Here is a 26779-nt window from a genome sequence, read left to right as displayed (position 1 = left end):
TCCGGCCTGCATGCCGGAGGACTTCACCCCCATACAAAGAGCAAACCCTGTGGAGAGGTTCAGCGTATCGATCTGCGCCTGGACAGCACCAGAAAATCCTCCTCCAGGGATATGCTGACCCCTCGCATCTCGAGCTCGGAGATCAGAGCGTCAAGTATATCCTCCATGGGGTTCTTTCTTCTGACCGCAACCCCTCTCCAGGCCTCGAAGAAGCCGGTGATCATGTTCTCCCCGAACTCCATTTCAGGATGCCTCACGACCAGCTCCTCCTCCAAAGGCACGCCCAGCTCTTCTGCAGCCCTCTCCAGGAGCTCCAGGCAATCCGCAATGCACCACCTGCAGGATACATGCGCATCGCTCACCTCCAGCATCCAGCGCCTGCCATCAGCCACAATCTCATGTGAGATCGTGGGGGCTTCCATCGCAGAGATGATCGGCTCGAGCGCCCTTGCAGCCAGCGCAGCGATGCGATTCGAAATGTCCTTCATGGCCATTCATAGCAATATCTTTTTGGGTATATATTTTTGCGATACAGACCTTCTGAGCAGATCCTGGCGGCAGATCCTCGGATCGAAGAGCTGAACGAGATAGGATCAATGGCCTGTGACAGGAGATTCGCTGATCCGCCTCGACAGCGCTCGAGTGGGATGGAGACATCATGGGCGATGGCCTCTGACTGAATATCCGTGGATCCGCGGAGCCAATGCGCCTGGCCTGAACGAGCGGCTGAATGTATAGTATTCCGCATAAGTTGATATAATATCACATGTCACATAAAATCATCTAGGAAGTATGACATATCCAGTAGCTTTTAAATGGATTTACATGAAGTGGCGCAAAGAACTATAACGTCCTCCCACCTTCCAGACATGCGCTCAGGAGCGATATGTTCATCACCCTTCCGTGAATACTGGATGGTGATGGGCGAGCTGGCAGTTGTTCTTGATGTCGCAGGCACACTGCTCCGGATGTATCGTGTGGCCAATGATCTCATCCGCAGGAGGATCCTGGAGAGAATAGTGACAGCACAGCTCATAATAGAGAGGCCGGGGAGGGCGCTTGTCGTGCCTCAGATGGATCCGGGGGATGTCCGGAGATGCCCTGAGGACATGCATCTGCTCAGGCTGATAGAGCTGTGCTCAGAGGGCATAGAGATAAGCTGCTACAGCACACCGGTATCTCAACCGGATGTGCTTGAGGCGATAAGACGCTCAGATGCGACCGTCAGGGATCTCCTGGTGGCGCATGATGCTGTCAGGCAGAGATGCCCTGAGACGTACCACACAACTGGGATAATCGTTGACTCTGTGGATATGACAGTCCCGTACATTGTGAGCACAGGAGGTGTGCCGTTCCCTGGTGTCAAATCTGTTCTGGATGAGCTACGAGCTATGGGGGCGGATATCTACATAGCGTCCGGCGACAGCCCCAGGAGTCTGATCCATCTTGTCGATTACGGCATAGATCCTGAAAAATTATACTCTGTTGCCGATCCGATACGGAAGAAGGAGATCGTTAAGAGGCTCAAAGAGAATCACAGGGCTGTGGTGATGGTCGGCGATGGTCTCAACGATATCTATGCCCTGAAGGAGGCAGATCTCGGAGTGCTCACAGTCCAGCAGAATCCAGACCCACACCCCAGGCTGCTGGAGGTTGCGGATATCATGATAGGAGATATCCGTCAGCTTCCTGTTGCAGTGAAAGCATATATTTTGCGAACGGATGTGTGCGATCTCAGATCCGTATGATGGAATTGTTGATCAATTGCCTGTGCAGCTGAGCGATCTGCTCCCGGGCACAGGTACAGCGGGAACATCTCATGATCACATCCTTTATGGATCTCGGTAGTGGATTTGAATCAGCGAAGAGATTGATCCGAATTGCAGTACCCTGAGGAGATGCGTCATGAAGTTGACCGTTCACATCCTGTGGATCTCAGGAGTACACAGGGTACGCGACCCAGCAATGCGACCATGCCTTTCCAGCTCCGGGGGCTGGCATGGAATCTTGAATGTACAAACTCAGATCGGGCCGAGCAGATCGCTGCATCCCTGCCATCTCTCACGAAACCGCAGAGTATACATCGAAATCTATATATAGTAGCGTCTGTTTAAGAACAAATAATATTTTGCATCACCCAAACAAACTATACAAGTGATAGGTGTAAGCAGATGTTCGAAGAGCTTTTAGAGCTGTATAAAAATAAGGCCGCTGAGACTGAAAGGAAGCTGAAGGAAGAGCAGGCCATGATCGAGCTCATAACTGCCGTAAACAGACTGACGGAGAGTGTTGGGTCTGGAAGGGATGTCGAGCTGCTCGGCCGGCTGATCGATCAGGTGGACAGATTATCGAAAGAGGTTGCAGATCTTAAGACACAGCTTAGGGCGAGGCATGCCAGGGCCTCAAAGGATCTCGAGTACGGCGAGGGGCGTGCGATAGACAAGCATGCCAGGGCGCTGATAGAGATCATGAGCGAGAGGCCGGGGGACTACACCACTGCGGAGCTGGTGGACATGCTGGGTCTCAATAAAACGACGGTGATCACAGTGATGAAGCGTGCTGCCGAACTCGATCCCAAGCACGTCAGGCTCACACACGGCAAGCGCAGGAAGCTGACGCTGACATACGTGCCTGACGACTCGCTCGCATCCAATACCGGATCTGATATGAGTGATCGGGAGCGCATGAAGCTGGAGCTCATGGCCCTCACGTAGAGGGCTGACAGTTGTGCTACCGTAAACTTTCGGTCAGGTCAGAGTGTTCACAGACTTCCAGTGCATCTGGCCTTTATGTAGAAGGGCGTTGCATCTGTCGCCCTTGCTCTAACCCATTTTCCAATGTAGCTGGCACCATGGACCACGACTCCGGTGTAGTTCCTGGTCCTCCCCTTCATGGTGCCGGCTCTTCCATGCTCTGTGACCAGCACCTCCAGCTCGTGCCCTGTGTACCGGCTGTTCCGGAGCAGGGCGATCTCCTTCCAGAGCTCCGTCATCCTGCGTGACCTCTCCTTCTTTATCCTGTCCGGCATATCATGCATCATAGATGCGGGTGTGTGAGGTCTCTGTGAGTATCTTGTGACGTTCACCTTATCAGGCTGGGTTGCTGTTATCACATTCTCAGTCATTCTGAAGTCCTGATCCGTCTCTCCCGGGAAGCCGGTTATGACATCGGTCGCGAGCGAGATGTCCGGAAATCTCGATCTGAACTCACTCACGATGTGAACAAAATCACGCGATGTGTAGCCCCTCCCCATTCTCTCCAGAACCCTGTCGGATCCAGACTGGAGCGGAAGGTGGAGAAATCTGTACATCTTCTCGCTCCTGTACGAATCCAGGAGATCGTCGAGAATCCTCAGGACGGAGCCCGGGTTCATCATGCCCACCCGTATCATGAACGCTCCATCCATATCGGAGAGCAGATCGAGCAGCTCAGGAAGGGACGTGCTGATGTCGCATCCGTAAGCTCCGGCATCCTGGGATGCCAGCTGGATCTCAACAGCACCGCTATTTATGAGATGCCTGACATCGCTCTCTATTTCGCGCGGCTCTCTGCTTCTCAGAGGCCCCCTGGCCCTCTTTACTATGCAGTATGAGCATGCTCCGGGGCAGCCCTCTGAGATGGTGACAACGCCGCACAGGCTGCCGGGCAGGCACGGAATTGGACGATCCAGTTCCGGACTCTTTGATCTTCCAAGAGCATCAAGGACCTTCTCCATGCCGCCTCTGTTCAGAACGCCCACGGCCTCAAAACCCTCAATCAGCTCCGGAATGGCAGCAGGCAAACAGCCTGCAACTATCAGCCTTCTGCCTCTGAGCTCGCAGATCCGCCTGAGCATGTCCCGCTCTGTGCGCGATGTCACTGCACATGTATTGAGGATAACTACATCTGAATTATCGAGATCGCTCTCGAGGTGCCCGTGCGCGATCAGCAATCTCCTCAGCTCCATTGAGTTCCCGATATTCGCTGTGCAGCCGTGGGTCTCTATGCAGAACCGCATGCCACCACCTCAGAGATTCTGCTCGCCCTGCTGCCCTTTCGCTAGAGAATGCTCCCTTCTGACCTGGTATATGCCCACGATCACGCCCATGATCGCTGGGGCGAGGAAGAAACCGCCTATTCCGGCCACCATTGCCCCGCCCAGAAAAGAGAGTATGACGAGCAGCGGATGTATGGAGGAGCGTGCAGCCACAAGGTACGGCCGTATGATCAGCTCCGAGGGAAGGTAGATCAGGGCGGATGCGATGGCAAAGAACATGAGAGCCTCGGCCGGACCCAGGAGGATGTATCTGTATATCGATATCGGAACAATGACAGCCCATGCCGTCAGCACAGGCACCAGACCTGCTATGAAAACCAGGCTCGCCATCGCAAACGGCCTGGGGACATCGAATGCGTAGAAGACTATAGCCGAGATCACGCTTCCGACGATCGCGGTGTACATGCTGCCGAGAAATATGCCGCTCAGGATCCTGTCGATCCTCTCGAAATACGCCCTGTATGTGTCCAGGCTCTCCTCGGGGATTATGGTGAACCAGGACTCAACAAACCGCTCGCCGTCGCAGAGAAGGAAGTAGCATACAGGTATCGAGAGTACAAGATTTATTGCGAGCAGGATCACTCTCCTGCCGTAATCGAAGAGTGGCATCCTCGCAGCGAGGTCTGCCATGAAGCTGAGAACGTTCTGCAGGCTTCCTGTGATGAGCGTGTATATCTCCTCAGGGATCTCGAGGCCTGATATGGTGCTGCTCATCTCCCTCGCTATGCTCCCCTGGTTCTGGGCGATCCACATGAACAGGTTCGCTATCTCCATAACCCCCAGGATCAGAACGAGTGAGATCGGCACTATTATCCATATGGAGGCTATGGCTGAGCCGAGGCGTTTCCTGGCTCCGAACATATCACGTATCGGCCTTCCTATGTATGCGAAGACCGTGCCGAGGATGATGCCATCCATGAGGGGGAACATGAAGTAGGCTATGGCGATGAGCGCTACGATAAGCACAGCCATCATCCAGCCACGCCTGATGTTCAAGGTCTCACTGCTTTACCCAGAATGCCAAACTGTAAAAATCTTTCCAGATGGGGCAGGGACAGCAGGCCACTTCTGTTGAGATCACAGCCATCTTTGATCATGCTTCAGGAGGCTCAGTTGCTCTCGTTGATCGCCATCCTGCGTTCGTATGCGCCTGTCTCGGCTCTTCTGGCGCTCATCTCAGCGGATTCGGCCATTGATCTCGCGATGCTGGCGTTCTCGGATGCGTAAACCGCCATGAGTCTTGTCAGGTTGTAGATCGAGAGGACCTGAGATCTCACGCTCTCGGTCTCATTGAGCACCACTCTGCATTCATATGCGCCTGTCTCGGCTCTTCTGGCGCTCATCTCAGCGGATTCGGCCATTGATCTCGCGATGCTGGCGTTCTCGGACGCGTAAACCGCCATGAGTCTTGTCAGGTTGTAGATCGAGAGGGTATCATCCCGTGCTCTCTCCACCTCAGAGAGCAGTGATTCCGCCTGATGTATCATTGCTCCAGGGCTCAGCGCCATCACCTGCGGGGATGCAGGCGCTGCAAATCCCCTCGTACCGAATGAGGGGACATAACCAGGAGACCTCGCTCCCACATCGAGATTCACCACATCCTCATTGGCGCCACGACCGAGCCAGAGAGGCTCCTGGGCGTGATAGACGGGAAGCAGCATCAGAGCCATCAGAACAATCAGAACAACGAGGGGCAGACGTCCATACACTCATATCACCTCTTTTGTAACACGAAGTAAACCGTTGTTGTGTCAGTATGTAGCATTATTTAAATACTTTTCCAGAAGGCGGGGGATCAGTCCGGGACTTGGGATCCAGATAACCACCAGTCTCATCCTGGTGATTTGCGGATCGATGATCTCGCGAGGATTCCTGTTAACCTCCTGTTAGGGGATCTCTGAATGCCGATGCATGAGTTTATCAAAGAAGCTTTCTACTAAACAGCTGGGTTTTAGGAATCCTCTCGCATAAGATGTGGAGATGGTTTATGCTGGTTTGCCTGCGAGAGCTCGAACATGCTCAATATGTGAGGTAAATTGCCCTCTTGGCGGATTTCTGGATAAACGACTATGGCCGATGATAGGGCCACACTTGATCAGTAACTCAAGTAAGCTCACGATATTGAGCAAATACGAGAGCTCGTCTCTCCGCGGTTCGACACAGGAGCAGTCTTTTATCACATGCGGAGGTTTTCAATGGTACAGCTACACGATCGTCGCAAGGGGATGGTTATATATCGAAATCTGCAATCTACTTGCATCATTAGCATCATGGATATCACCCGAAAGGAGGGGATATGCTTTGAGGATTGGAGATGTGCTGAAGGTGATCATTGGCATTCTGGTGGTCATCACTGGAATATGGACCATGGCAGACCCTGCATGGTCTGGGCACAACAGCTGGATGTACGGTCTGAACTGGTGGTCTTACACAGCAGACATCATCAGGGGATCCATCGGTCCGCTTCTGATCCTGGTGGGGATGGTAATCGTATGGATCGCGTATGAGGAATCGAAGGTCTAGACCTTCGGCTGGCCAAGGCGCTTCATGAGCTTCTTCACATTCATACGCCCCATACCCCCTCTCATTCCTTTTATGGCCTTCTGCATTGCAGCATGCGATTTCAGAAGCTCCTTGACCAGCTCGGGCCGCGTGCCGCTTCCGCGCGCGATTCTCTTTATCCTGCTGGCGTTTATTATCTTTGGATCCTCAAGCTCCTCCTCAGTCATGGAGTCCATGATGAACCTGTATGCGTCGAGTCTCTCCTTTGTGACCTGATACTCTTTATCGGAGAGCTCGATGCCCATTCCGCCGATCGGGAGCATCTGCATTATCTGCTTCAGCGGCCCCATCTTGTTCATGGCCTCAAGCTGCTTGTACATATCCTTCAGGGTGAACTTGCCCTTCATCATCGCATCGACATCGACGTCGCTCTCGATCTGCACCTCCTGGGCCTTCTCGATCAACCCCTTGATGTCGCCCATGCCGAGAAGGCGTGATATGAACCTGTCAGCCTCGAACTTCTCCAGGTCGGCTGCGGTCTCGCCAACGCCTATGAATGCGACGGACGTCTTCGTCTCAGCGACCGCGCTCAGCGCCCCACCCCCCTTCGCGGTGCCGTCAAGCTTTGTTATTATGACCCCTGTTATCCCCACGGCCTCGTTGAATGCCCTGGCCTGCTCGCTAGCCTGCTGGCCGATTGCAGCATCCATGACGAGCAGCTTGTGGTCTGCGTTCACAACCGCATGGATGTCCTTCATCTCCTGGATCAGATCGCTCTCGAGCGCATGCCTGCCGGCCGTATCCACTATGCGCACATCGTACTTCTTTGTCGCCTCAAGGCCGTTCTTCGCGACCTCAGGAGCGTTTTTGTTTCCCTTCTCCCCGTAGAAGAATATCCCCTGGCGGTCGCAGAGCGCCTTGAGCTGATCGTATGCTCCCGCCCGGAACGTGTCTGCGCATATGACAGCGGTTCTCAAACCCTTCCTCTGGAAGTATGTCGCGAGCTTTGCAGCTGTTGTCGTCTTGCCGCTGCCCTGGAGACCAACAAGCATGATCGTCTGCTTCTTTAGCGGGATGTCTGTGCCCCTGCCGACAAGGTTGATCAGCTCCTGGTAGACGATGTTTATCACGTGCTCCCTGGGATTCATCCCTGCAGGGGGCTTTTCGTTGAGCGCACGCTCGCGTATCCTGTTCGAGAGGCTCATCACGAGCTTCACATTCACATCAGCCTGGAGCAGGGCGCGCTGAATGTCGCGCACAGCGTCATCCACAAGAGCTTTATCAACACGTGTTGCCGAGGCTATCTTCTTCAGGGCACCTCTGAGCGATCCGCCTAGGTTATCGAGCACCATATTTCTCACACAGACTTACAGAAGCTTTACCTACATGTTCATAACTTTTGGCATTGCTGTGCGGACCTGTCCGAATAAGATAAAAAACAGAACCGAGCATAAAATTGGTTCACTGAAATTTAGAGGGAGTGATGCCGGATGACATCAAGCACTCTGATTTCTGCGTTATCCAGCTCACCTCTCTTCAGCAGAAACAAGGTACCTTTAGAAGTTATCGCGATAGCGACCTGCGTGGTCTCATCCAGCGTTAGGAGGACAGCAGCGGTTCTTGATGTGGGCAAGTCAAGTGTGCATTACTGGATCACGCGATTCAAGGAGCCCCTGGATTACAAGAGAATGTAAAGTCGCTCGGCATAGTGAGACTCGTGCTCAGTAACATTAATTTTTAACTGTATTGTAGTGTCGTTTGAGTTTTGCTCTGGCGTTATCTTTGCTGAACTTCCACCGTACAGTTGCGCGGAGTGTATCTCTTTTCCTGCGGCTAGATCCGCTCACTGTGTTTTAAGCTTCTCCCCATCAGCCGCCTGGATCGCTTAACGCCTACAATCGCTTGAGATTGCCCTGCTCGCCGAGAGCCGAATTCGCGCATGAGATTACGGGGTATGTTACTCGTCGCTGCCCGGCTGCTGAAGGCGTTCGGTTCATACCCAGCAACGCGGCCAAGCCAGTATCTCCAGAAGGGTTATCAGAGGATAAAAATCGATCGCTTTCTAAATGTGGTCTGAGCATATGGATAAATAGATTAAAATATTTCCTGCTGAGCAACAGCTCATGCAGGATATGTAAATACTCCCTGATATCTCACCTTCTGATACTTCTCCAGGTATTCCTTATGTATTGCCTCTGGATCCAGATCTTTGAAATTATCGGGATAGAACCACTTGGCGAGGTAGGCCAGACCCACAAACCATCTGGGTCGACTGGTGATCTCTGTGGTCAGAAGATACACTCTATTGTTCTTCACTGCACTTACCTGAGACAGCTCGGGAGATTTGACTATGCTGTTCCAGACATTCATCATCTCTGTGTCATTTGAGACCGTGTATCCTCCCGGAGAGCTCCAGGTGAAGATGATCTCTGGATTTTCTTTTATCACCCACTCCGGATCGACAGTGGGGTACATTCCCCCAGTTCCACCCTTTAGATCATGGGCTATGTTCCGTCCACCTGCAAGCCCGCACAGCATGTCCACGATAGATCCGTTAGATCCGGTCTTCCATAAATCGCTCGGTGAATAGATTGCATATACTCTTGGCCTCACATCTGCAGGAACTGATGCTATCCGGCCCTCAATGAGATCAACATATCTGTATGCAAAATCGATCAGATCCCTTGCCTCGGACTTCCGATTCAGTATGTATCCCAGCGCCATCATCTCGGACTGGTAATAGTCAGGATACGTAAACCCCATGCGTAGAACAGCAATTCCAGATGCGTTAAGCTTATCTTCCAGCAATTCTGTATCGGGGAACCTCAAATCCGCGATCACAACATTCGGCCTGAGACGAATTATGCTCTCGACATCAGGCTCGCTCCATTTGCCCACAGTCGGGCGGTCGCTTAGATCGCTGAAGAACTCCTTGTTTGCGCCTTCTACAACCGAAGTGCCAACACCTATAACCATATCCCCTGCGTTCAGACATCTGATTGCCTCTGCGGATGCCAGGTTGAGAATCACTATTTTGCTTATAGGCATCGGAACCCTGACAATCTTCGCCTTATCGTAGATAGTAAATGTCTTGAGAATTATGTAGCTCTCTGTGCCGTTTGTTATTCTCTGTATCTGCTCGACATCTCCTTCATCGATCATTCCATCCTGATTTGCATCAGCCAGCTCTGTAATGGGGTTTGTTCCATCAATGATACCCTTGACATAGGAAACATCCTGCTCATCAATGGTGGAGTCCATGTTCGCGTTACCAAAGATGCCTAGAGTATACTCCGCGGCATCCACAACCACGGCTGCGCTCATAATGCATTGTACCAATACCAGCGCAAAGACCAATCCTCTCATATGCTCCTCCATTTACCTGCTGCGGCTGCGCTGTATTCGTACAATTTTGTATATAAATATAAATAATTGCTATTATTTTGATATAAAATCAGATTTTGTAAAATAGGGTATGAGTTCAAATTGGAGGTCGCATCTTGCACCTAACGACTTCTCTGCGCCCTGAAGACCGGAGTCTGCGCCATATGCGCCATTGCATCTCGAGGGCACATGTCCTGCAAATCGTCGGAAATCTGTATAACTGTTGTCCTAACATCACGGCTTGGTTGATGGCTATGAATCGCCTGAGGCTATTGCTTTTGCGATTATCCACACGTTGTAGGTAGACCACACATATCAGCCCATTGGTCATCGGTTAAGGATTTTATGTAAATATATTGATCATGAAATTTGACAAATTGAGATCGCGCCAGATTGGAGAGTTTGATTCAAATCGACCGCCTGTGGACTTGATTCCTGATAGCAGTACTGGGGCAAGATAAGACTATTAAGTCCAATTCTACACATGTCGATCTTAACCGATGACGCATGAAAAAGTACCTCGTCCAACAATCCTGCACCCCACGGATGTGCGCGCTGGTACCCCACGCTCCCTCCCGGCCCCCGGCCACGCGCCCACGCACACGCACAAGGGCCGGGCGAAAACCTGCAGGTGCCGGTTGCGCGAAGGCCCAAAGCGGATGCAGGAGGGCTACCATGGTACCATCAACCCCAACACTTCATCCTAGCTCCGCTCTCTCCTTGCCCTGGCCAGAGGAATAATACCGGTACGCTCTTATGTGCGTAGCAACTTGCAGAGCATGCAATGTGGTCGCTGAAAGCATTCATTCGTTGAAACGAACGCATAGCATGACCCCTGCTCCTTTGGGCAAGTCATCAAATGGATATGAGCGAAATTAATATACACGATGCTCTAAAGACAGAATGACGATTCTGATCGGGTGAGGGGGAGAGGGAGACCAAAAATTTTGGTAGTTAACCCCTTGATTTCCAGTGGAGATTTTAATGGAAATCTGCAGCGATGAAGAATATTACTACGAATTTATTTTTCATATGACTGGCAATACTTAAATATTATTTATATTTTTAAATTCATATCTGTGTTCCGGAGCAGGAGCATTGCGCCACTGGGTGCTGATTTCTAATCGGACCCAACGATGCCAGACAGCAGCTCCGTTACCCGAATCAGAGAAAGCTCCAGAAGATGTGCAGCACATGAAAATGTTTTCGCTCTTATGCGTTTGGCAACCTGGAGGCTGCGCCGGGGTGGCTGCTGCAAGAACTCACTCTCTTATCCATGTGTTAGCCCAATAGAAGCACTCGGCCTGCCATGCATTCCTGGTGAACGAATAAGGCGTTCAGCAACCATATTGCACGAGCCGCAAGTTGTCAAACACGTAAGAGCAAGCAGCCATTCAGCCGCCATGAATGCAGGCAGGACCAGTGCCTTTTTGGGCAGGTCATCAGATGGATGAGAGATTGGTCTGCATACGATCTTTTTTCGTACCAGTCAGCTGCCTGCCCCCGGGGATGTTGACATGCGGCACGCAACGAATATATTCGGAGGCCGCTTAAATCGCCCATATTGTGAATGTGTTCGATCAGCTGAACCCCACGATCAGGGAGAACCTCCAGCGCATGGGCTTTTCCGAGCCGACTCTGCCGCAGAGGATGGCGATCCCCGAGATCATGGCGGGAAACAACGTTCTTCTCATAGCACCAACAGGGTCCGGAAAGACAGAGGCAGCGGTCCTTCCGGTCCTTCACAGGATCATGGATATCGATGGGCCCGGGATCAAGGCCCTCTACATAACCCCGCTGCGTGCCCTCAACAGGGACATGCTGAGACGCCTGGAGGAATGGAGCAGCGCGCTTGGAGTGAAGATCGCGGTGAGGCATGGGGACACGACGAAGGGAGAGCGCGCCAGCCAGAGCAGATCGCCTCCAGACCTCATGATAACAACCCCCGAGACGCTCCAGGTGATGCTGACCGGAAAGAGGCTCAGATCAAACCTCAAGAGCGTCAGGGTGGTGATCGTGGATGAGATTCACGAACTGGCATCATCGAAGAGAGGCTCGCAGCTTGCTGTACTCCTCGAGCGGCTTGTGGAGGTCGCGGGCGAGATCCAGCGGATAGGTCTCTCAGCCACGGTCGGCTCTCCTGATGAGGTCGCAGGGCTGCTAACCGGCATCTCGAGGGAGTGCAGAATCCTCAGGGCGGATGTGGAGAGGTTCGTGGATTTCAGGGTCGTGGCGCCACGTCCGGGGCGGGGCGATCACGCGCTCGCAGGCCAGCTGGGATGCGAGCCGCCGCTTGCAGCGCATATTTCTTGCATAAGGGAGCTTGTGAGATCCAAAAAGAGTTTGATCTTCGTCAACACCCGACAGGCTGCAGAGGTTCTCGGATACAGGCTGAAGGTGCTCGGAGAGCCGATCGGAGTCCACCACGGGAGCTTATCGAGAGATGCCAGAATGGAGGCTGAGGAGGCCTTCAAGCGCGGGGATCTTCGCGGCCTGATATGCACATCCTCCATGGAGCTTGGCATCGACATCGGTGATGTGGAGCACGTGATCCAGTACAGCTCGCCGAGGGACGTCTCCAGGCTCATCCAGCGGGTTGGCAGATCAGGCCACGGCATCGGCAGGGTTTCCTCAGGCACCATACTGGCGACATGCCCGGACGACATCGCAGAGGCATGCGCCATCGCCAGGAGGGCATCAGCCGGCGAGCTTGAAGAGGTGAGGATACACGAGAAGCCTCTGGATGTCCTGGCGAACCAGCTGGTCGGCCTCTCCCTGGACTTCGGGGAGTTGAGTATCGAGAGGGCGTTTCAGATAATCAGAAGAGCGTACCCCTTCAGGGATCTGAGCATGGATGAGATGCTCGGCGTGCTGGATGTGCTGAGGGGGAACAGGCTCTGCACTGTCGAAGATGGAATCATGAAAAGAAGGCGCAGAGGCTGGGAGTACTACTTCGAGAACCTCTCGATGATACCTGATGAGAAGCGCTACAGCGTCTACGACATGGTCTCAAGGAGAGAGATCGGCACGCTCGACGAGGCTTTTGTTGTGAGCTTCGCCAGTCCGGGAGCGACGTTCGTCACCCGTGGGGAGATATGGGAGATAGTCGAGATAGAGGATGATACCGTAAAGGTCGTGCCGATCCAGAGGAGCGGGGAGATCCCGAGCTGGAGCGGAGAGGAGATTCCCGTTCCGTATGGTGTGGCGCAGGAGGTCGGAGAGATCAGATCGCATCTGGCAGGAGAGCTCGAGGAACACGGCGAGGAGGATGCAATCCAATGGCTCATGTCGCGCTATCCTGTGGACAGGGAGGCTGCTGAACAGCTCGTCGATCAGATAAAGCATCAGATGCGTGCAGGCTGCGCTGTGCCTGACGACAGGACTGTGACGATCGAGTCCGATGGCTCGTTTGTGGTGATCAACGCGTGCATCGGCCACAGGGCGAACGATGCGCTTGGAAGGGCCATAACCGCGATACTCTCGACACGCTTCGGATCGAGCGTCGCCATGGAGATAGATCCATACAGGATACAGCTTACGCTGCCGAAGAGAATGATGGCAGAGGAGCTGCTGAACACCATCAGCGATCTCAGCTCCGCTCAGATGAAGGTGATCCTGGAGCTGAGCCTGAAGAACACCACCCTCTTCAGATGGAAGATGGTGCATGTGGCGAGGAAGTTCGGCTCGCTTTCGAAGGATATAGATTACGAGAGGGTATCTCTTGTCAGGGTGCTGGGGGTCTTCGAGAACACACCGATGTACAGAGAGGCGATACGTGAGATATACCAGGAGCGCCTGGATGTCGATACAGCGGGAGACATCCTGGATCGCATGAAATCAGGGGATATCCGAGTGGTAACAGGCGATCTGAGCCCGATAGGATCCTCCGGCAGGGGCGGAGGCCATGACCTGATAGCTCCTGAGCATGCAGATGCAGCTGTTATAGAGCTCCTCAAAAACCGGATACTCCACGACAGGGTGCTTCTGTTCTGTGTCAGCTGCAAGAGATGGAAATCGCTGAGAGAGGTTGGCAGAGTGCCGGATCGGCCTGAGTGCCCGCTCTGCGGCTCAAGAATGATAGCAGCGCTGAAGCCCTGGGAGGATGAGGAGATAAAGATCGTCCGAATGCCGGAGGAGAAGAAGGGCGCTGAGGAGAAGAGGCGCACAAAGAGGGTTTACAGGAACGCGAACCTCGTTCTCAGCTACGGGAAGACAGCTGCCATCGCGCTAGCAAGCAGGGGTCTCGGCCCTGAGACAGCTGCCAGGGTCATAAAGAAGATGCACTCTGATGAGGTTGAGTTCTACAGGGACATACTCAGGGCTGAGAGGGAGTATGCCAGGACGAAGAGGTTCTGGGGAGATTGAAGCCATTCCGCTGATCAGATTCATCTCAAACGTCATCACAGAGTTTATCTGGGTTCCAAGCCTCAGGAAAACTCTCACATCTCAACCGGCGGCTGCCCCGGCGGCGCACCTGTCAGGAATGCGCGTCACGTAGGGTCTCTGCGAGATGTAAAGCCACAAAGTCGCACAGATCATCCCGATGAGCACATACATCATCCCAAGAACAGGGATCATGTTACCCCGATTCATGGATATCAGGGACATGCCGATGCTTCCTGCTGTTATCCCGGCGCAGCTCATCAGAGCAGCGGCGGATCCTGTATCCTCCCTCTGCTGCTCGAGCATCAGGTTGGTCCCTGGTGTGCGAACAGCCCCTGCGGCGATTGTTGCTGGCAGTAGCGCTGCTGCAAATAGCCAGGGGCTGCGGGTTCCCAGAATTACAATAAGCATCCCGCTCAGGATCATCACACCAAAGCATATCGTCACAAACGATCTGCGAGACATCCTTCTTGAGAGCTTCAGGTAGATTGTTGGAGCAGAGATCATCCCGATTGCGTTGAACGCGAAGAAGTAGCTGTAGGCAAGCTCGCTCAGCCCGAAGCCTCTGATGTATATGTATGATGACGATGCGATGAATGCCATCGCTGAGATGGCTGGCAGAGAGAAGAGGGCCAGAAGCGATGCGAACGCCGGGTTCCTGGCAACCACATACAGCCTTCCCAGCGCATGAATCAGCGAGCCTTCGTTGCGATCATGCAGCGTCTCCTGGAGAGCAATGCTTCCCGCAAGTGCCAGGAGCCCTATGAACGCCAGAGCTCCAAAGAGCCCACGCCATGTGGTGAATCTGAGCAGGATGGCGCCGATAACAGGCGCTGATACCGGAGATATCAGGACCATTGTCTGCACCACTGCCAGGATGGGCTCCCTGCTGCTGACATCGTACACGTCCTTGATCATGGCAGTGGCCACGGCAAACCCGCTGCTGCCACCGATGGCCTCCAGAATGCGAAACGCTATCAGCTGGTATATGTCCACGGATAACGCGCAGCCAAGGCTGGCCGCTGAATAGATGGAGAGACCTATCAGGAGCATCGGCCTGCGGCCATACCTATCGCTGAGCGGCCCCCAGAGGAGGGTGCCTGCGCCGAATGAGAGGAAGAACATGACGAGGGTGAGGTTCGCAAGGTCTGAAGATACGCCAAAGTAATCTGCCATTCCAGGAAGCGCGGGGAGATACAGGTCTGTCGATAGCGGGACAAAGGCGCTCAGCAGCGATATGAGCGCGATTAGACCCCTGTCCCCCAGGTACCTCTGCCTGGTCCGTCTTCCTGCAGATAAGATGTTCATGCTCGATCCCTGGTTTTGCGGCAGCGCCATGGACAACGGGCGCGATATGTCTGTCAGCGCCAGGATATCCCCAGGAGCACCCTCCTGTGATATATCAGTTGCTCTCCCCGGTATCCTTCATGTACTCCCTCAGCACCACCGTGGCATACGATCCGGGAGGCAGGGAAAACTGAATGCAGGCGCTCTCCTCTTCGAGAGCAAACAGCGGATCAACCCGCAGAAGAGCCGGTCTTCTTGCGCCGCGTGAGCCCAGATCCGGGCAGACATCCACTGAGAAGCTCTCCCTGGCTATCCCCTCAGATTCCAGTAGGCCACGCTCGATCTCGCCCTGCTCCCCATCAGCGAGCTCTGACTCGTATCCGATGAGAGGGAGGGTGACAAACGCGCGTCCTCTATCGAACAGCCTCCTCACAGCCTCGATGTTCTCAGATGTCACCTTCTCTGTTCTGCTAACATCCGGCATCCCGTTCCTCGAGAAGCAGACGATATCCCCCTCCACCGGCTCGAATGTGAGACATCTTCGCAGGCGCATGCTGAGCATTCTGTTGAAGAGATACGACTGGTATGCGTGAACGAACATTCTCCTCAGGTTCTCGGGGAGAACCCTGAAGGCGCCTGCATGATCCCCGGGGCTGGAAACCAGATGGTTCAGCATCGCCAGCTCGTATGTGAGATGTCTCGGGTATCTCCTGAGCGCGGATCTCACATCCCCTGACTCCCAGAGCTCCTCACGCGCTGCTCTTGTCCCCTCGGGCTCATCGGGAAATGGCATCGCGAGATATGTGAAAACCGCCCGCTCCAGATCCCCTCTTACGATGGCCTCTCCGACAAGATGCGTCACAGGCCTGGTCTCGCCGAACCTCTGCACACCGAAGTAGTTGGGAACGCCTCCCATCTCTGATATCTCAGAGGTTATGCGCTCCATGCGCTCCCTCGCTGAATCTCCATCGAGAAAGATGTCTCTTATCACAATCCTGAAGCGGTTACCCTTCAGATCGCCAAGGCCAAGAGGCCTGTTTGTTCTTCCAAGAACAGAGATCCTGAGATCCGGGATTCTCAGATCCCTCAGCGCCTCTTCATCGAGGTTCATGATCGCCATCCTCTGCCTCGTGACCGCCCTCTTGTCCTTGGTGCCTGCGAAGCTGATCCTCCTCTGGCTTATCCTGAGAGCCCTCGAGATCTCCCTCACAAGCTTGTGCGTATCCCAGTCCCGCTTCTCAACCTCTATGACAAGATACCTTCCGCCCTCGTAATGATCATCATCGAAGATCTCCTCGACGATAAAATCCTCCGGGCTCTGGCGTATGACCCCGCCGATGCCTGGAGTTCTGGTGACGTAGATCTCCATGCCTAAAGCTTTATCACGCTCAGGCGCTGGAAGGAGTCCCTGCATCCTATCCTCCATCCCCGAATACCTGGCTGAATCTGTCCATCGATCCCGGCGGTCCAAGGAGCACCAGCACATCTCCCGGCAGGATCTCGGTCCCTCCTGAGAGGGCCAGTATCGCATCGCCTGCCCGATCGATTGCCACAGCAGTGCAGCCGAAACGCTCTATGAGCGCCAAATCTTTCAGGGTCCGGTGCGCCATGGCAGATCTCCTGCGAACCTCATACCTCCTGAGCTCCAGCCCCTCGTACAGTATCGTCAGATCCTCGCTCGCCGGGGTGACCATGGTGAGAAGCATCTTGCTAGCAACCAGCGGCACCGATGCCACATAGTCTGCTCCAGCCCTGTAAAGCTTCTCTGTGGAGAGAAGATGGTTTGCTCTTGCTATTATGAACGCATCCGGGCTCAGGTTCCTCGCGACAAGTGTCGCGTATATCGCATCATGATCGTTGTTCAGCATGACCATTATGCATGATGCGTCCTTTATGCCGGCCCTGATGAGCGCATCCTCTGAGTATCCATCGCCCCTGACATGCTCGAACCGGTCTGTGGTCAGATCCCGCCTGTCAACAACCACAGGCCTGATCCCGTGCTCGCAAAGGACCCGGACCAGCCTCTGCCCCACATCACCATAGCCTATGACGAGAAACCTCCTCGTGCTCTCATCTCCAGCGGCCAGCAGCCTGAGACGCATGAGCTGCTCGGAATCCCCAACCGCAAGAATGACTGTGCCGCTGGACAGAATATCGCTCCCCGCCGGCCTGGGCGTGAACCCGCCCCTCCTCCAGATCCCGACAACAGCAGCGCCAGTCTGGATCAGGAGGGGATCCGAGATGGCTCTTCCAGCAAGAGGGCTGCCGGGAAACACAGGCACCTCAGCCAGGCTCAGCATGCCGAAGAGCTGGACCGCCCCGGGAAACACGCACTCACCGCAGGATGGTGTTGATATCTGCGCTACGAACGTTCCCAGCATCGTCTTTGGCGAGAGAACCCGGGAGGCGCCGGCATAGCTCAGGAACCTCGAGTGCCTCAGATCCTCGACCATCGCGATTATCTCGACTCCTGATACCTCCCTGACCGTCAGAACTATGTCCGCATTGACCTCATCTGTGTAGTTCACCATGACCATCCTGGCAGTTGATATGCCCGCGTTTCTCAAAACCTGCACGTCGGAGGGGTCCCCCCAGACGGTCGTGTACCTTTTGAAGATTCCTCTCGCCACGGACTCCCTGCTCTCAACTATCGCAAACTGGATCCCCATCTCATCAAGTCTCTCGGTCAGCCTCTCGACCATCGGGCCGTAGCCACAGATCAAAATGTGATCTCTCATCCCCTCCGGCACCCTTTCAGGAAGCTCTCGTCCAAGACGCTCAAACCAGGGCGTCACCAGGCCCGGAAGAACGAAAGCGAACAGCATGACTATGCCCGTCAGACTCACGGCGATGCTGAAGAGGTACCCCACATGGCTCCTGAAGACGATGTCCCCGTAGCCGACGGTCGTCATGGTCATTATGACCCAGTAGACCGCGTTTACCGGTTGTGCAAGCTCCGGCCTGCCCTCATGCCTCATGAGAATCATGTAGATAGCGCTGTATGCAGCCACCACCGCGATCGCGAATAGCACAGCTCTGGCAGCGCCTCTGGAGCCCACGCTATCGGTCATTCAGGAGATACTTCAGAGCCCAAGCCTTATGTGCTTTATCTCCATGTACTCTTCAAGGCCTCTGTGAGAGAGTTCCCTGCCGATGCCGCTCTGCTTCCACCCGCCGAAGGGAGCATGGTGGTCTATAACGCTTCCGACATTCACGCCGATGCTTCCCGCCTCGATCCTTTCAGATATGCGAATCGCTCTCCGCATGCTGTCTGTGTATATGTAAGCTGCAAGTCCGTATTCTGTATCGTTCGCGAGCCTGACAGCCTCCTCCTCACCACTAAACCGCATGATCGGAGCGACAGGCCCGAAGGTCTCCTCTCTCATCATCCTCATCGTGTGATCGACGTCGCTGAGCACTGTTGGCATGAAATAGTAACCTTTAGCGAAGAGATCTCCCTCTGGCTCGCGCCCGCCGCAGAGGAGCCTGGCGCCCTTCCGGAGCGCATCCTCTATGTGCTCCACGGTCTTTCTCCGCTGGGCCCCGCTCACCATCGGCCCCAGATCCACTTCCGGATCGAGCGGGTTTCCGATTCTGAGATCCAGCGTTCTTCGAATCACTTTCTCTGTAAAATCATCCGCGATCGCATCATCCACATAAACCCGGTTCACGGATATGCAGACCTGGCCCATGTTCCCGAAGGCTCTTCTCACGCATGCGCCTGCTGCTGCATCGATATCTGCATCATCGAAGACGATCATGGGCGCATGCCCGCCTAGCTCGAGAGATACCCTCTTGAGATGCCTGGCCGCAGCCTCCATGATCCATCTCCCTGTCGAGGTCTCTCCTGTGAATGAGATCTTTCTCGATATCGGATTCGTCACAAGCTCGGCGCCGACTGTGTCCCCGGATCCGTGGACGATGTTCAGCACACCTGGCGGAAGTCCTGCATCGTTGATGGCCATTATGAACTCGGTGGCAGCGACTGGCGCCAGGCTCGAGGGCTTCGCCACAGCTGTGCATCCTGCAGCGAGCGCCGGGCCGGCCTTCCAGGCGAGCAGCTCCACGGGATAGTTCCAGGGTGTTATGAGGGACACAACACCGATGGGCTGTTTTGTCACTATGCTCCTGGTATCGCCTGTGGCGATCCAGTCTCCGGTGTTTCTCAGCCCCTCCTCCGCGAAGTAATCGAGGGAGTCAGCCGCGGACAGAACCTCCCTCCTGGAGTCCCTGATCGGCTTCCCCATCTCCATTGTGAGTAGCTCTGCGATGTGATCTGCCCTCTGCCTCACAATCTCAGCTGCATCATGCAGCAGGTTGCACCTTATTTTCGGGGATGAGGATGACCATTCTGGAAATGCATGCCGTGCAGCCTCAAGCGCTCTGACAGCGTCGCTGACGTCCCCGATCACAACCTCTGCCACAGGCTCCTGGTTCGCAGGATTATGGATGATCTCAGATCTGCCGGAAGCACCCTCAACCTGCTCCCCGTTTATCAGCATCATCGAACGGTACATGAGAGGATGTCAGGAAGATGGTATAGAAATTACTTGGGCCCAAGTACATTGGGTCGAGGCGCAATTTTCTTTTGCGACCCATGGTCAGTGAGGCATGATGTCCGGTGATCAGATACAGTAATCACGATCCCCCTACATTCAAGGTACTGAGCAGCCCCGGCTGAAAACCACGGCGCGATGATGAGAAGGCCTGTCTGATATGGTGATGAGGGTTTTGAGTCCTGAGCGCCACATCTGGAAGAGCCTCACCAAGCAGGCGAATTCTGATTCCTGTGTTTGAAGAGGAGCGAAGCTGCCAGCCTCTCAGATGCACAGCGCTAAAGCAGGCGATTTTGGAGATGTGCATCCAGTAACCCGTCACAGATCCCGGTGGGGTATGAGATCGCAGCCTGTGCACGGATAGCACATCGTCTGGGGCAAGTCCCCTCTGAGGCCGTTCCTGTCCAGAGCCATCCGCAGATGTTCTGCAAGTCGGAGGATTCTTTCAGGGGATGGCCGGCGCATCTCCAGGTCTGCCAGGCGCAGCGGATGGGGGTAGACCGCGCGAAGCACAGGCATCACCCCCATCTCCGTGAGCTCATCTATTCCCTGGAGGATGACCCTGTCAGACTCGCCCAATCCCACTATGACATTCGTGAAGACCCTGTTTCTGCCGAACACCCCCACAGCATCTGCGAGAGCGCTCTTTATACCCTCAAATGAAAGCCCCGGGCATACCGCCTGGAATATATCAGGGTCGAGCGTCTCCAGGTTGTACTTGACCTCGATGGCACCTGCGTTCCTCAGAATCTCGTTCGAGCGCTCCGTCGGGCATACAGAGATCCCGATGGGAACGCCGAAGGTTTTAAGCGCGTGAGCTATATCAGCAATCCTCCCGACCTCGTGCTCCGGAGATACCTCGACCCCGCTTGTAAGCGAGATCGCTTTGAGCCTGCCGGTCATGGCCGCGCGCCTGACCATCTCGATGACCTTCTCCTTGGACTTCGTCGGTCCCATGAGCTTCGGGACCGCACAGAACCTGCAATCGTAAATGCAGCTCTCAGACACAGTTATGTATGCCTGAGCCGGGCAGTGAAGCAGCGGCTCAACGAGATGGCCACGGGCCACAATCCTGTCTCCTTCAATTATGATATGCTCATCCCCCTCACGCAGGATCCTGAGGGGGCTCGGGGCGACCGTGAGACGGACGATCCTCCCGCCGGAGCTGAAGAAGACCGAGCCCTCACCCGCGCTAGGTCCGGCCGTCGATGGTGGTCCATGAGGCGTCAAATCCCGGAGCTCCACAGTCCCCACGGATATCAGGTACGCTTTTGTGGCTGGATCCATATGCAGTACTCCGAGCAATTTCTATATGTGACTTCGCTCTTTATTCAGCAACTTGAAAGACATGCAAGCTCGCTGCTGAATGCACTCCATGCGTCATCGGTTAAGATCGACATGTGTAGAATTGGACTTAATAGTCTTATCTCGCCTCAGTACTGCTATCAGGACTCGAGTCCACAGGCGGCCGATTTGAATCAAACTCTCCACTATGGGGAGATCTCAATTTGCCAAATTTCATGATCAATATATTTACATAAAATACTTAACCGACGACCAATTGAATGCACTCATTCGCTCGCCATTAGCGCATAGCATGACTGCTCTCCGCGGACAAGTTATCAGATGGATAAGGGCGTATGACCTCCTCTGAAGGGGGTCTTCAGCCTGCCTTCCGAGAAAGATACCGCGCAGCATACGTGAGCTGAGCATGCTCAATATGTTGAGGTAAATTGCCCTCTTGGCGGATTTCTGGATAAACGACTATGGCCGGTGATAGGGCCTCACTTGATCAGCAACTCAAGTACGCTCACGATATTGAGCAAATATCCGTGAGCTGCATGGGAATGCTCATATCCGCCAGATACTCCCATACCCGGACCATGCAGCAATTTAATAGGATGAAGTCTGTGTGTCAAGTATGTACGAAGAAATCGGAGCGATTATAGGGAGGGGATTCTCAACCTGGAGACACAATCTGGGCATATGCGTCCCCTTTGTGCTCGATGTCATCGCTGTTGGGTTGCTGTTCATGGTGCTGTTCGTCTCCATTCTTGGAACCATGCCCGAGGCCTTCGCGAACATCGAGAACGTACCTCCGGAGGACCTGATTCAGGCGTTCGAGCAGAGAGGATTGATTGTAGGAGCGTACATAATGCTGTTCTTTGTGCTCGCGTTGCTCGTCAGCTCGTTCTTCACGGCAGGAGCGACCGGCATGGCGAGGAGCGCGAACGCAGCCGGCTTCTCCTCCCTGGGGGAGATGTGGGCAGCAGGAAAGAGATACTGCATCAGGCTCTTCTCAGCTTCCCTGCTGAGCATGATCATCTACGCCCTTGGAGTTCTGGCAGTCAGCGCGCTCTTCCTGCCGTTCGTATCTCTGGAGTCCCTTTCGAAGATCGCTCAGGCCCCTGAGCAGATAGATCCGGGGCTCGTAGCTCTCGTAATCGCCTGGATCCTGGTAGTGTGCTTGATACTCATAGTGATCTCCATGGCCCTCGCTGTTCTCTCTCCCGCCATTGTGGTCGATTCCCTGGGCGCGATATCAGGGATCCGGGCGAGCATGCGCTTCTTCAGGGAGAATATCTTCGATGTGTTCCTCCTCTGGCTTGTGACCGTGGGATTATCGATGGCCTTCAGCATATTCGGGATGTTCTTTGAGGGCACCGGTCTTGAAGGAGTCTGGTCCACGGCCGGCGGCATCTTCAGTGTTCTCGTCATAGCACCACTGACCACGATCTGGTGGACCAGGCTTTATATGAGCAGGACTGGAAAGGACCTCCACAGATATGATCGAGCATATGCTGCTTAGGTTCAGGGCGATGGCCCTTCCATTCCAGACCGTGCTGATCGGAGCGGTCTTCTTCACCATCTACGATCTCTACACGTACTTCGGTCATGGGCTGGGCGCTGTCGAGTCCGCGATCGAGGCCCTGGTGGCGTCGCTGATATTCATGACCGCGTACTACTTCACGTCAGTTGCATTGAGATCGAGGAGCTCCGAAAGGCGCGGGAAGGGTCTGCGGAAGAAGCGATAGTAAAGGTCCGCAATCGATAAGTCGGTGGTTGGCATCTATGGAATGGTGATCAAAATGGAACTAAGGACTGTGAGAATGGAGGTACCCGATGGCTCAAACCTCATACTCGGTCAGAGCCACTTCATAAAGACAGCTGAGGATCTGTACGAGGCGATCGCTGGGAGCGTGCCTGGCGCAAGGTTCGGAATAGCATTCTCAGAGGCGAGCGGCGATTGCCTTGTAAGGCTGGAGGGGAACGACGATGCTCTGAAGGAGGCAGCAAAGAGAAACTCGCTCGCCCTGGGATGCGGGCACACATTTGTCATCCTGATACATGGCGCGTTCCCGATAAACGTTCTCAACGCCATCAAGGGCGTTCAGGAGGTCTGCAGCATCTTCTGCGCCACAGCCAATCCGGTGGAGGTTGTGGTGGCGTCGACCGAGCAGGGCAGCGGCATACTCGGGGTGATAGACGGAAGCTCGCCAAAGGGCGTTGAGGGGCCTGAGAAGGTCGTGGAGCGGCGGAGCCTTCTGAGAAGGTTTGGGTACAAGCTCTGAGGCAGACGTGAACCCCGCTGCCGGAGAATGCTGCATGATGGACCTTCTGGTAAAAGACGGCAGGGTTTACAGCGGTGGCAGGCTGATGAGCACAGACATATGGATCAAAGACGGGAGGATCGCAGCACTAGGTGGGTACAACAGGGCTGCGGAGCGGATAGACGCCAGCGGCATGATCATCATACCGGGGGCCATTGACATGCACGTCCACTTCAGGGAGCCGGGGTACACGCACAAGGAGGACTGGGAGAGCGGCTCGATATCCGCGGCTGCTGGCGGCGTGACGACCGTGGTCGATCAGCCCAACACGGATCCGCCTGTGATGGACGCTGAGTCGTACAAAGAGAAGCTGAATCTGGCGAAACGGAAGTCGGTCGTGGACTTCTGCCTGAACGGCGGGCCCGGCGATGTAGAGTCACTTCTCAGGGCAGGGGCATCTGCGATCGGCGAGATCTTCATGTATGAGATGAGCGACGAGCGTCTGGCCAGAATTTTAGAGGCGGTCGAGCGGCTAGGCGCGCTCGCGAGTGTGCATGCAGAGGATGGAGAGGTCATACGGAGATACTCCGAGCCGCTGAGTGAGATCGGAGATCCCGATGTTCATTCCAGGGCCAGGCCGCCGATCGCTGAGGTCTCCGCGATAGACAGAGTTCTGAGCATATCGAGATGCAGGCTCCATATCTGTCACATCTCTACTGCAGATGGCCTGGATCTCGTGAGGAAGAGGGGAGAGAGCAGGGTGAGCTGTGAGGTCGCACCACACCATCTCTTCCTGAGCAGAAGGGATTACAGGAGGCTCGGGACATTTCTGAAGACTAATCCGCCCCTCCGGAATCCAGCGGACTGCGATGCCCTCTGGGATGGTCTCAGAAGGGGGGATATAGATGTCATCGCATCAGATCATGCGCCACATCTCCCCGAGGAGAAGAGGGATGACATATGGCATGCGCCTCCCGGCGTCCCGGGCGTGGAGACGATGCTCCCCCTCATGCTGTATGCTGTGAAGAGCAACATGATAACGCTGGACAGGGCTATTGATGCTCTATCAGCAAGGCCTGCATCCATACTTGGATTGAGATCCAAGGGGGAGATCGCGGTCGGAAAGGATGCGGATCTGGTGATCTTCGATCCGAAGAGGCAGGAGAGGATCGATGTGCAGAGGCTTCACAGCAGGGCAGACTGGACGCCGTATGAGGGGAAGAGGGCGATCTTCCCTGTGATGACCCTGGTCAGGGGGAGCGTTGTCTTCGATGGGGATGTAGAGGTGAATCCCGGCTACGGCAGAAATATCGAGACGCGCATGGGTAAAAGACCGGAGGAGAGCTCTGATTAGCTCTCCCCAGCTAGTCATGAATCGACCTGATGTTTAAGATCTGACTCCACACGCTGAGAGCCCTGTCAGCCTTTTATTCTTCCCAGCTCCTCGCCGATCTCGAGCCAGGCCCAGGCCCAGATGACCGCCTCAAATGCCCGTATGAGATCCCCTCTCTCAAGAAAGTACCTCGAGTCGCTGATGTATGCCTTTATGTTGCTCAGAAATCTGTCATCCCCCATGCATCGCGATAGCCTCTCGTCAGCCCTCACGAGCCACTTCTCGGTCTCGGCTCTAAGCTCAACAGCAATATCTTCGTTCAAGACCGGAATGAGACCTCCTCAACGCTGAAGACGCGCTTCTCATCAACATCAACCCTCACCATGGTTTTAAGAGGAAATCCTGAGGATCTCACACGCTCAGCACCATCGCCCCTCTCGATCACAACAACAGCATCCCTGATCACAGCGCCTGCGGCCTCCAGCGCCTTCATAACCGCGATGGCCGTGCCACCGGTGCTCACAACGTCATCAACAAATATCACACGATCTCCTTTTTTTATACCGTTGAGATATATCTTCGATTTGGAGTAGCCCGTGACCTGGCTGACCTCTATCTCCCCGGGCAGACCGTACATCTTCTTGCGAATTATCACGAGCGGTATGTCTGTCACGAGTGAGAGCGCTCCGCCAATCGGTATCCCCATCGCCTCAACGGTGACTATCTTGTCGACATCAAGATCGGCGATCCTGATTATATGACAGACAACCTCTCTTATCAGCTCAGGTCTCGTCTCTGGAACTCCGTCTGTTATCGGATGGATGAAGTAGTTGTAATCCCCTCTCCTGAACACAGGCGCATCATAGAGCGACCTCTTCAGTATCTCGAGCAAAGCCAAACGCCTCCATTCACCGTAGCGCGCACTGCTTTAAACGGTTTTGGGCCCAGGTCCAGGTGACTCCTGGAATGCTGTTATCTTAAAATCGAGTGCCACACAGCTTGCTGCGGGGTGCACGCCGCAGTTTGACTCAATCCACTCCTGTCCTTCGGATCAAAGATGATTTAAACATAAACATCCGACATACTCATGTCTTTCGTGGGAGTAGCATGAGCGCAGCGGTGTTTCTCAGAGTTCTGCTCGTTCTCGCGATCATAGCTTCTGCTGCGCTTGGATCTCCCGGAAACAGCTACCATGAGGAGTACACGAACGTTCTCAGGGTCGCAGGCACTGGGCTCATCGATATCACCACATCTGCTGTGGACAGGAGATCCGGGCTGGAGTACTACAACGTGATGTATGGAGAGGGCGATTTCGAGATGGACTCCACACACGAGATTGCCACAGCGCCCTCAGGCAGATCCGCCCCCACAAACCTCACCGACACGACGCACATGACATATCTCGGCTCAGTCCCGCTCGTTGGAGTCAAGGTCATAAAATCCAGGTCGATCTATGGCGGGATAGGGGCTGAGATCCAGGAGAGCTTCGCGGTGACAGAGATGGACCGGATACAGAGGACGTTCTTCGGATCGAGAAGCCCCTGCGATTCCATCGCGATGGATGTCTCAGCAAGCTTCAACGGCACCTGGACAACAGATGCCGCATGGCACAAGATCTTCGAGAAGAAGGTTCGGGATCACACAAGCTTCCAGGGCAGGTTTGATGTCAAGAAGCTGCTCAAGATACAGGAGGGCAGTCATCCCCAAAACAGATTCAGCGGGATCGACTTCTGAGCGCATCTCGTGG

The 26779-nt window shown here is 54.5% G+C and carries 23 protein-coding genes; 10 read left to right on the top strand and 13 right to left on the bottom strand.

Annotation, left to right across the window (positions count from 1 at the left end):
* Window positions 1-59: 59 nt before the first annotated feature.
* Window positions 60-488: a hypothetical protein gene (locus QHG98_05775; protein MDH7597237.1), complete on the bottom strand. Its 429-nt coding sequence runs from the start codon at window positions 486-488 to the stop codon at window positions 60-62.
* Window positions 489-920: 432 nt separating this feature from the next.
* On the opposite strand from QHG98_05775, the gene QHG98_05770 reads away from it, so the two are divergent.
* Both QHG98_05770 and QHG98_05765 read left to right on the top strand, forming a co-directional pair.
* Window positions 921-1748, top strand: a complete 828-nt coding sequence (locus tag QHG98_05770; protein ID MDH7597236.1) for an HAD family hydrolase — start codon at window positions 921-923, stop codon at window positions 1746-1748.
* 423 nt (window positions 1749-2171) lie between these two features.
* Window positions 2172-2714: a hypothetical protein gene (locus tag QHG98_05765; protein ID MDH7597235.1), complete on the top strand. Its 543-nt coding sequence runs from the start codon at window positions 2172-2174 to the stop codon at window positions 2712-2714.
* A 47-nt stretch (window positions 2715-2761) separates the two neighbouring features.
* Here the strand turns inward: QHG98_05765 and QHG98_05760 are convergent, their stop codons facing one another.
* The 3 genes from QHG98_05760 to QHG98_05750 all read right to left on the bottom strand — a co-directional run bounded on the left by QHG98_05760 (window position 2762) and on the right by QHG98_05750 (window position 5745).
* Window positions 2762-3997 carry a tRNA (N(6)-L-threonylcarbamoyladenosine(37)-C(2))-methylthiotransferase gene (locus tag QHG98_05760; protein MDH7597234.1) on the bottom strand — a complete coding sequence of 412 codons (1236 nt, stop codon included), beginning with the start codon at window positions 3995-3997 and terminating at the stop codon, window positions 2762-2764.
* Between the two features lie 9 nt (window positions 3998-4006).
* Entirely contained in the window at window positions 4007-5032 is a 1026-nt protein-coding gene (locus QHG98_05755) for an AI-2E family transporter (protein MDH7597233.1), read from the bottom strand.
* Between the two features lie 113 nt (window positions 5033-5145).
* Entirely contained in the window at window positions 5146-5745 is a 600-nt protein-coding gene (locus tag QHG98_05750; protein MDH7597232.1) for a hypothetical protein, read from the bottom strand.
* Between the two features lie 592 nt (window positions 5746-6337).
* Here QHG98_05750 and QHG98_05745 point away from each other — a divergent pair.
* On the top strand, window positions 6338-6559 hold the full coding sequence (locus tag QHG98_05745; protein ID MDH7597231.1) for a hypothetical protein: 222 nt from the start codon (window positions 6338-6340) through the stop codon (window positions 6557-6559).
* Here QHG98_05745 and QHG98_05740 read toward each other — a convergent pair.
* Window positions 6556-7890 carry a signal recognition particle protein Srp54 gene (locus QHG98_05740; protein MDH7597230.1) on the bottom strand — a complete coding sequence of 445 codons (1335 nt, stop codon included), beginning with the start codon at window positions 7888-7890 and terminating at the stop codon, window positions 6556-6558. The genes QHG98_05745 and QHG98_05740 overlap by 4 nt on opposite strands.
* Before the next feature lie 138 nt (window positions 7891-8028).
* On the opposite strand from QHG98_05740, the gene QHG98_05735 reads away from it, so the two are divergent.
* Window positions 8029-8232: a hypothetical protein gene (locus QHG98_05735; GenBank protein ID MDH7597229.1), complete on the top strand. Its 204-nt coding sequence runs from the start codon at window positions 8029-8031 to the stop codon at window positions 8230-8232.
* Between the two features lie 427 nt (window positions 8233-8659).
* On the opposite strand, the gene QHG98_05730 is transcribed toward QHG98_05735, so the two are convergent.
* On the bottom strand, window positions 8660-9916 hold the full coding sequence (locus QHG98_05730; protein ID MDH7597228.1) for an ABC transporter substrate-binding protein: 1257 nt from the start codon (window positions 9914-9916) through the stop codon (window positions 8660-8662).
* 1572 nt (window positions 9917-11488) lie between these two features.
* Here QHG98_05730 and QHG98_05725 point away from each other — a divergent pair.
* A complete protein-coding gene (locus tag QHG98_05725) occupies window positions 11489-14287 on the top strand; it encodes a DEAD/DEAH box helicase (GenBank protein MDH7597227.1) in 2799 nt (932 codons plus the stop codon).
* A gap of 81 nt (window positions 14288-14368) precedes the next feature.
* On the opposite strand, the gene QHG98_05720 is transcribed toward QHG98_05725, so the two are convergent.
* From QHG98_05720 to QHG98_05700, 5 genes are all read right to left on the bottom strand, one after another.
* Complete coding sequence (locus QHG98_05720) at window positions 14369-15613, bottom strand: Bcr/CflA family efflux MFS transporter (protein MDH7597226.1); 1245 nt, start codon at window positions 15611-15613, stop codon at window positions 14369-14371.
* 94 nt (window positions 15614-15707) lie between these two features.
* The gene (gene truD, locus QHG98_05715) at window positions 15708-17018 is read right to left on the bottom strand and encodes a tRNA pseudouridine(13) synthase TruD (protein ID MDH7597225.1); all 1311 of its coding nucleotides are present in this window, start codon (window positions 17016-17018) and stop codon (window positions 15708-15710) included.
* Window positions 17008-18663 carry an NAD-binding protein gene (locus QHG98_05710; protein ID MDH7597224.1) on the bottom strand — a complete coding sequence of 552 codons (1656 nt, stop codon included), beginning with the start codon at window positions 18661-18663 and terminating at the stop codon, window positions 17008-17010. Before QHG98_05710 ends, truD begins: the two co-directional genes overlap by 11 nt.
* A 12-nt stretch (window positions 18664-18675) precedes the next feature.
* Entirely contained in the window at window positions 18676-20109 is a 1434-nt protein-coding gene (locus tag QHG98_05705) for an NAD-dependent succinate-semialdehyde dehydrogenase (GenBank protein MDH7597223.1), read from the bottom strand.
* 357 nt (window positions 20110-20466) lie between these two features.
* Window positions 20467-21435, bottom strand: coding sequence for a radical SAM protein (locus tag QHG98_05700; GenBank protein ID MDH7597222.1), 969 nt, complete (start codon window positions 21433-21435; stop codon window positions 20467-20469).
* Between the two features lie 634 nt (window positions 21436-22069).
* Here QHG98_05700 and QHG98_05695 point away from each other — a divergent pair.
* Genes QHG98_05695 through QHG98_05680 form a run of 4 tightly spaced genes read left to right on the top strand, consistent with a single transcriptional unit; the run spans window position 22070 to window position 25053 of the window.
* A complete protein-coding gene (locus tag QHG98_05695; protein ID MDH7597221.1) occupies window positions 22070-22957 on the top strand; it encodes a hypothetical protein in 888 nt (295 codons plus the stop codon).
* Window positions 22947-23183, top strand: coding sequence for a hypothetical protein (locus QHG98_05690; protein MDH7597220.1), 237 nt, complete (start codon window positions 22947-22949; stop codon window positions 23181-23183). The genes QHG98_05695 and QHG98_05690 overlap by 11 nt, the downstream gene beginning before the upstream one ends.
* A 54-nt stretch (window positions 23184-23237) precedes the next feature.
* Window positions 23238-23720, top strand: a complete 483-nt coding sequence (locus tag QHG98_05685; GenBank protein ID MDH7597219.1) for an adenosine-specific kinase — start codon at window positions 23238-23240, stop codon at window positions 23718-23720.
* Between the two features lie 34 nt (window positions 23721-23754).
* Window positions 23755-25053 (top strand): dihydroorotase, encoded by a 1299-nt coding sequence (locus tag QHG98_05680; GenBank protein ID MDH7597218.1) that lies wholly within the window; start codon window positions 23755-23757, stop codon window positions 25051-25053.
* 65 nt (window positions 25054-25118) lie between these two features.
* On the opposite strand, the gene QHG98_05675 is transcribed toward QHG98_05680, so the two are convergent.
* On the bottom strand, window positions 25119-25355 hold the full coding sequence (locus QHG98_05675; GenBank protein MDH7597217.1) for a DUF357 domain-containing protein: 237 nt from the start codon (window positions 25353-25355) through the stop codon (window positions 25119-25121).
* On the bottom strand, window positions 25352-25924 hold the full coding sequence (gene hpt, locus QHG98_05670) for a hypoxanthine/guanine phosphoribosyltransferase (protein ID MDH7597216.1): 573 nt from the start codon (window positions 25922-25924) through the stop codon (window positions 25352-25354). The genes QHG98_05675 and hpt overlap by 4 nt, the downstream gene beginning before the upstream one ends.
* 215 nt (window positions 25925-26139) lie before the next feature.
* Here hpt and QHG98_05665 point away from each other — a divergent pair, with 215 nt between their 5' ends.
* Window positions 26140-26766, top strand: coding sequence for a hypothetical protein (locus QHG98_05665; GenBank protein ID MDH7597215.1), 627 nt, complete (start codon window positions 26140-26142; stop codon window positions 26764-26766).
* Window positions 26767-26779 lie beyond the last annotated feature (13 nt).

The organism is Methanothrix sp. (assembly GCA_029907715.1).
GTDB lineage: Archaea > Halobacteriota > Methanosarcinia > Methanotrichales > Methanotrichaceae > Methanothrix_B.
Note: the sequence above shows the minus strand (reverse complement) of the source record. Positions and strands in the feature narration are given on the sequence as shown.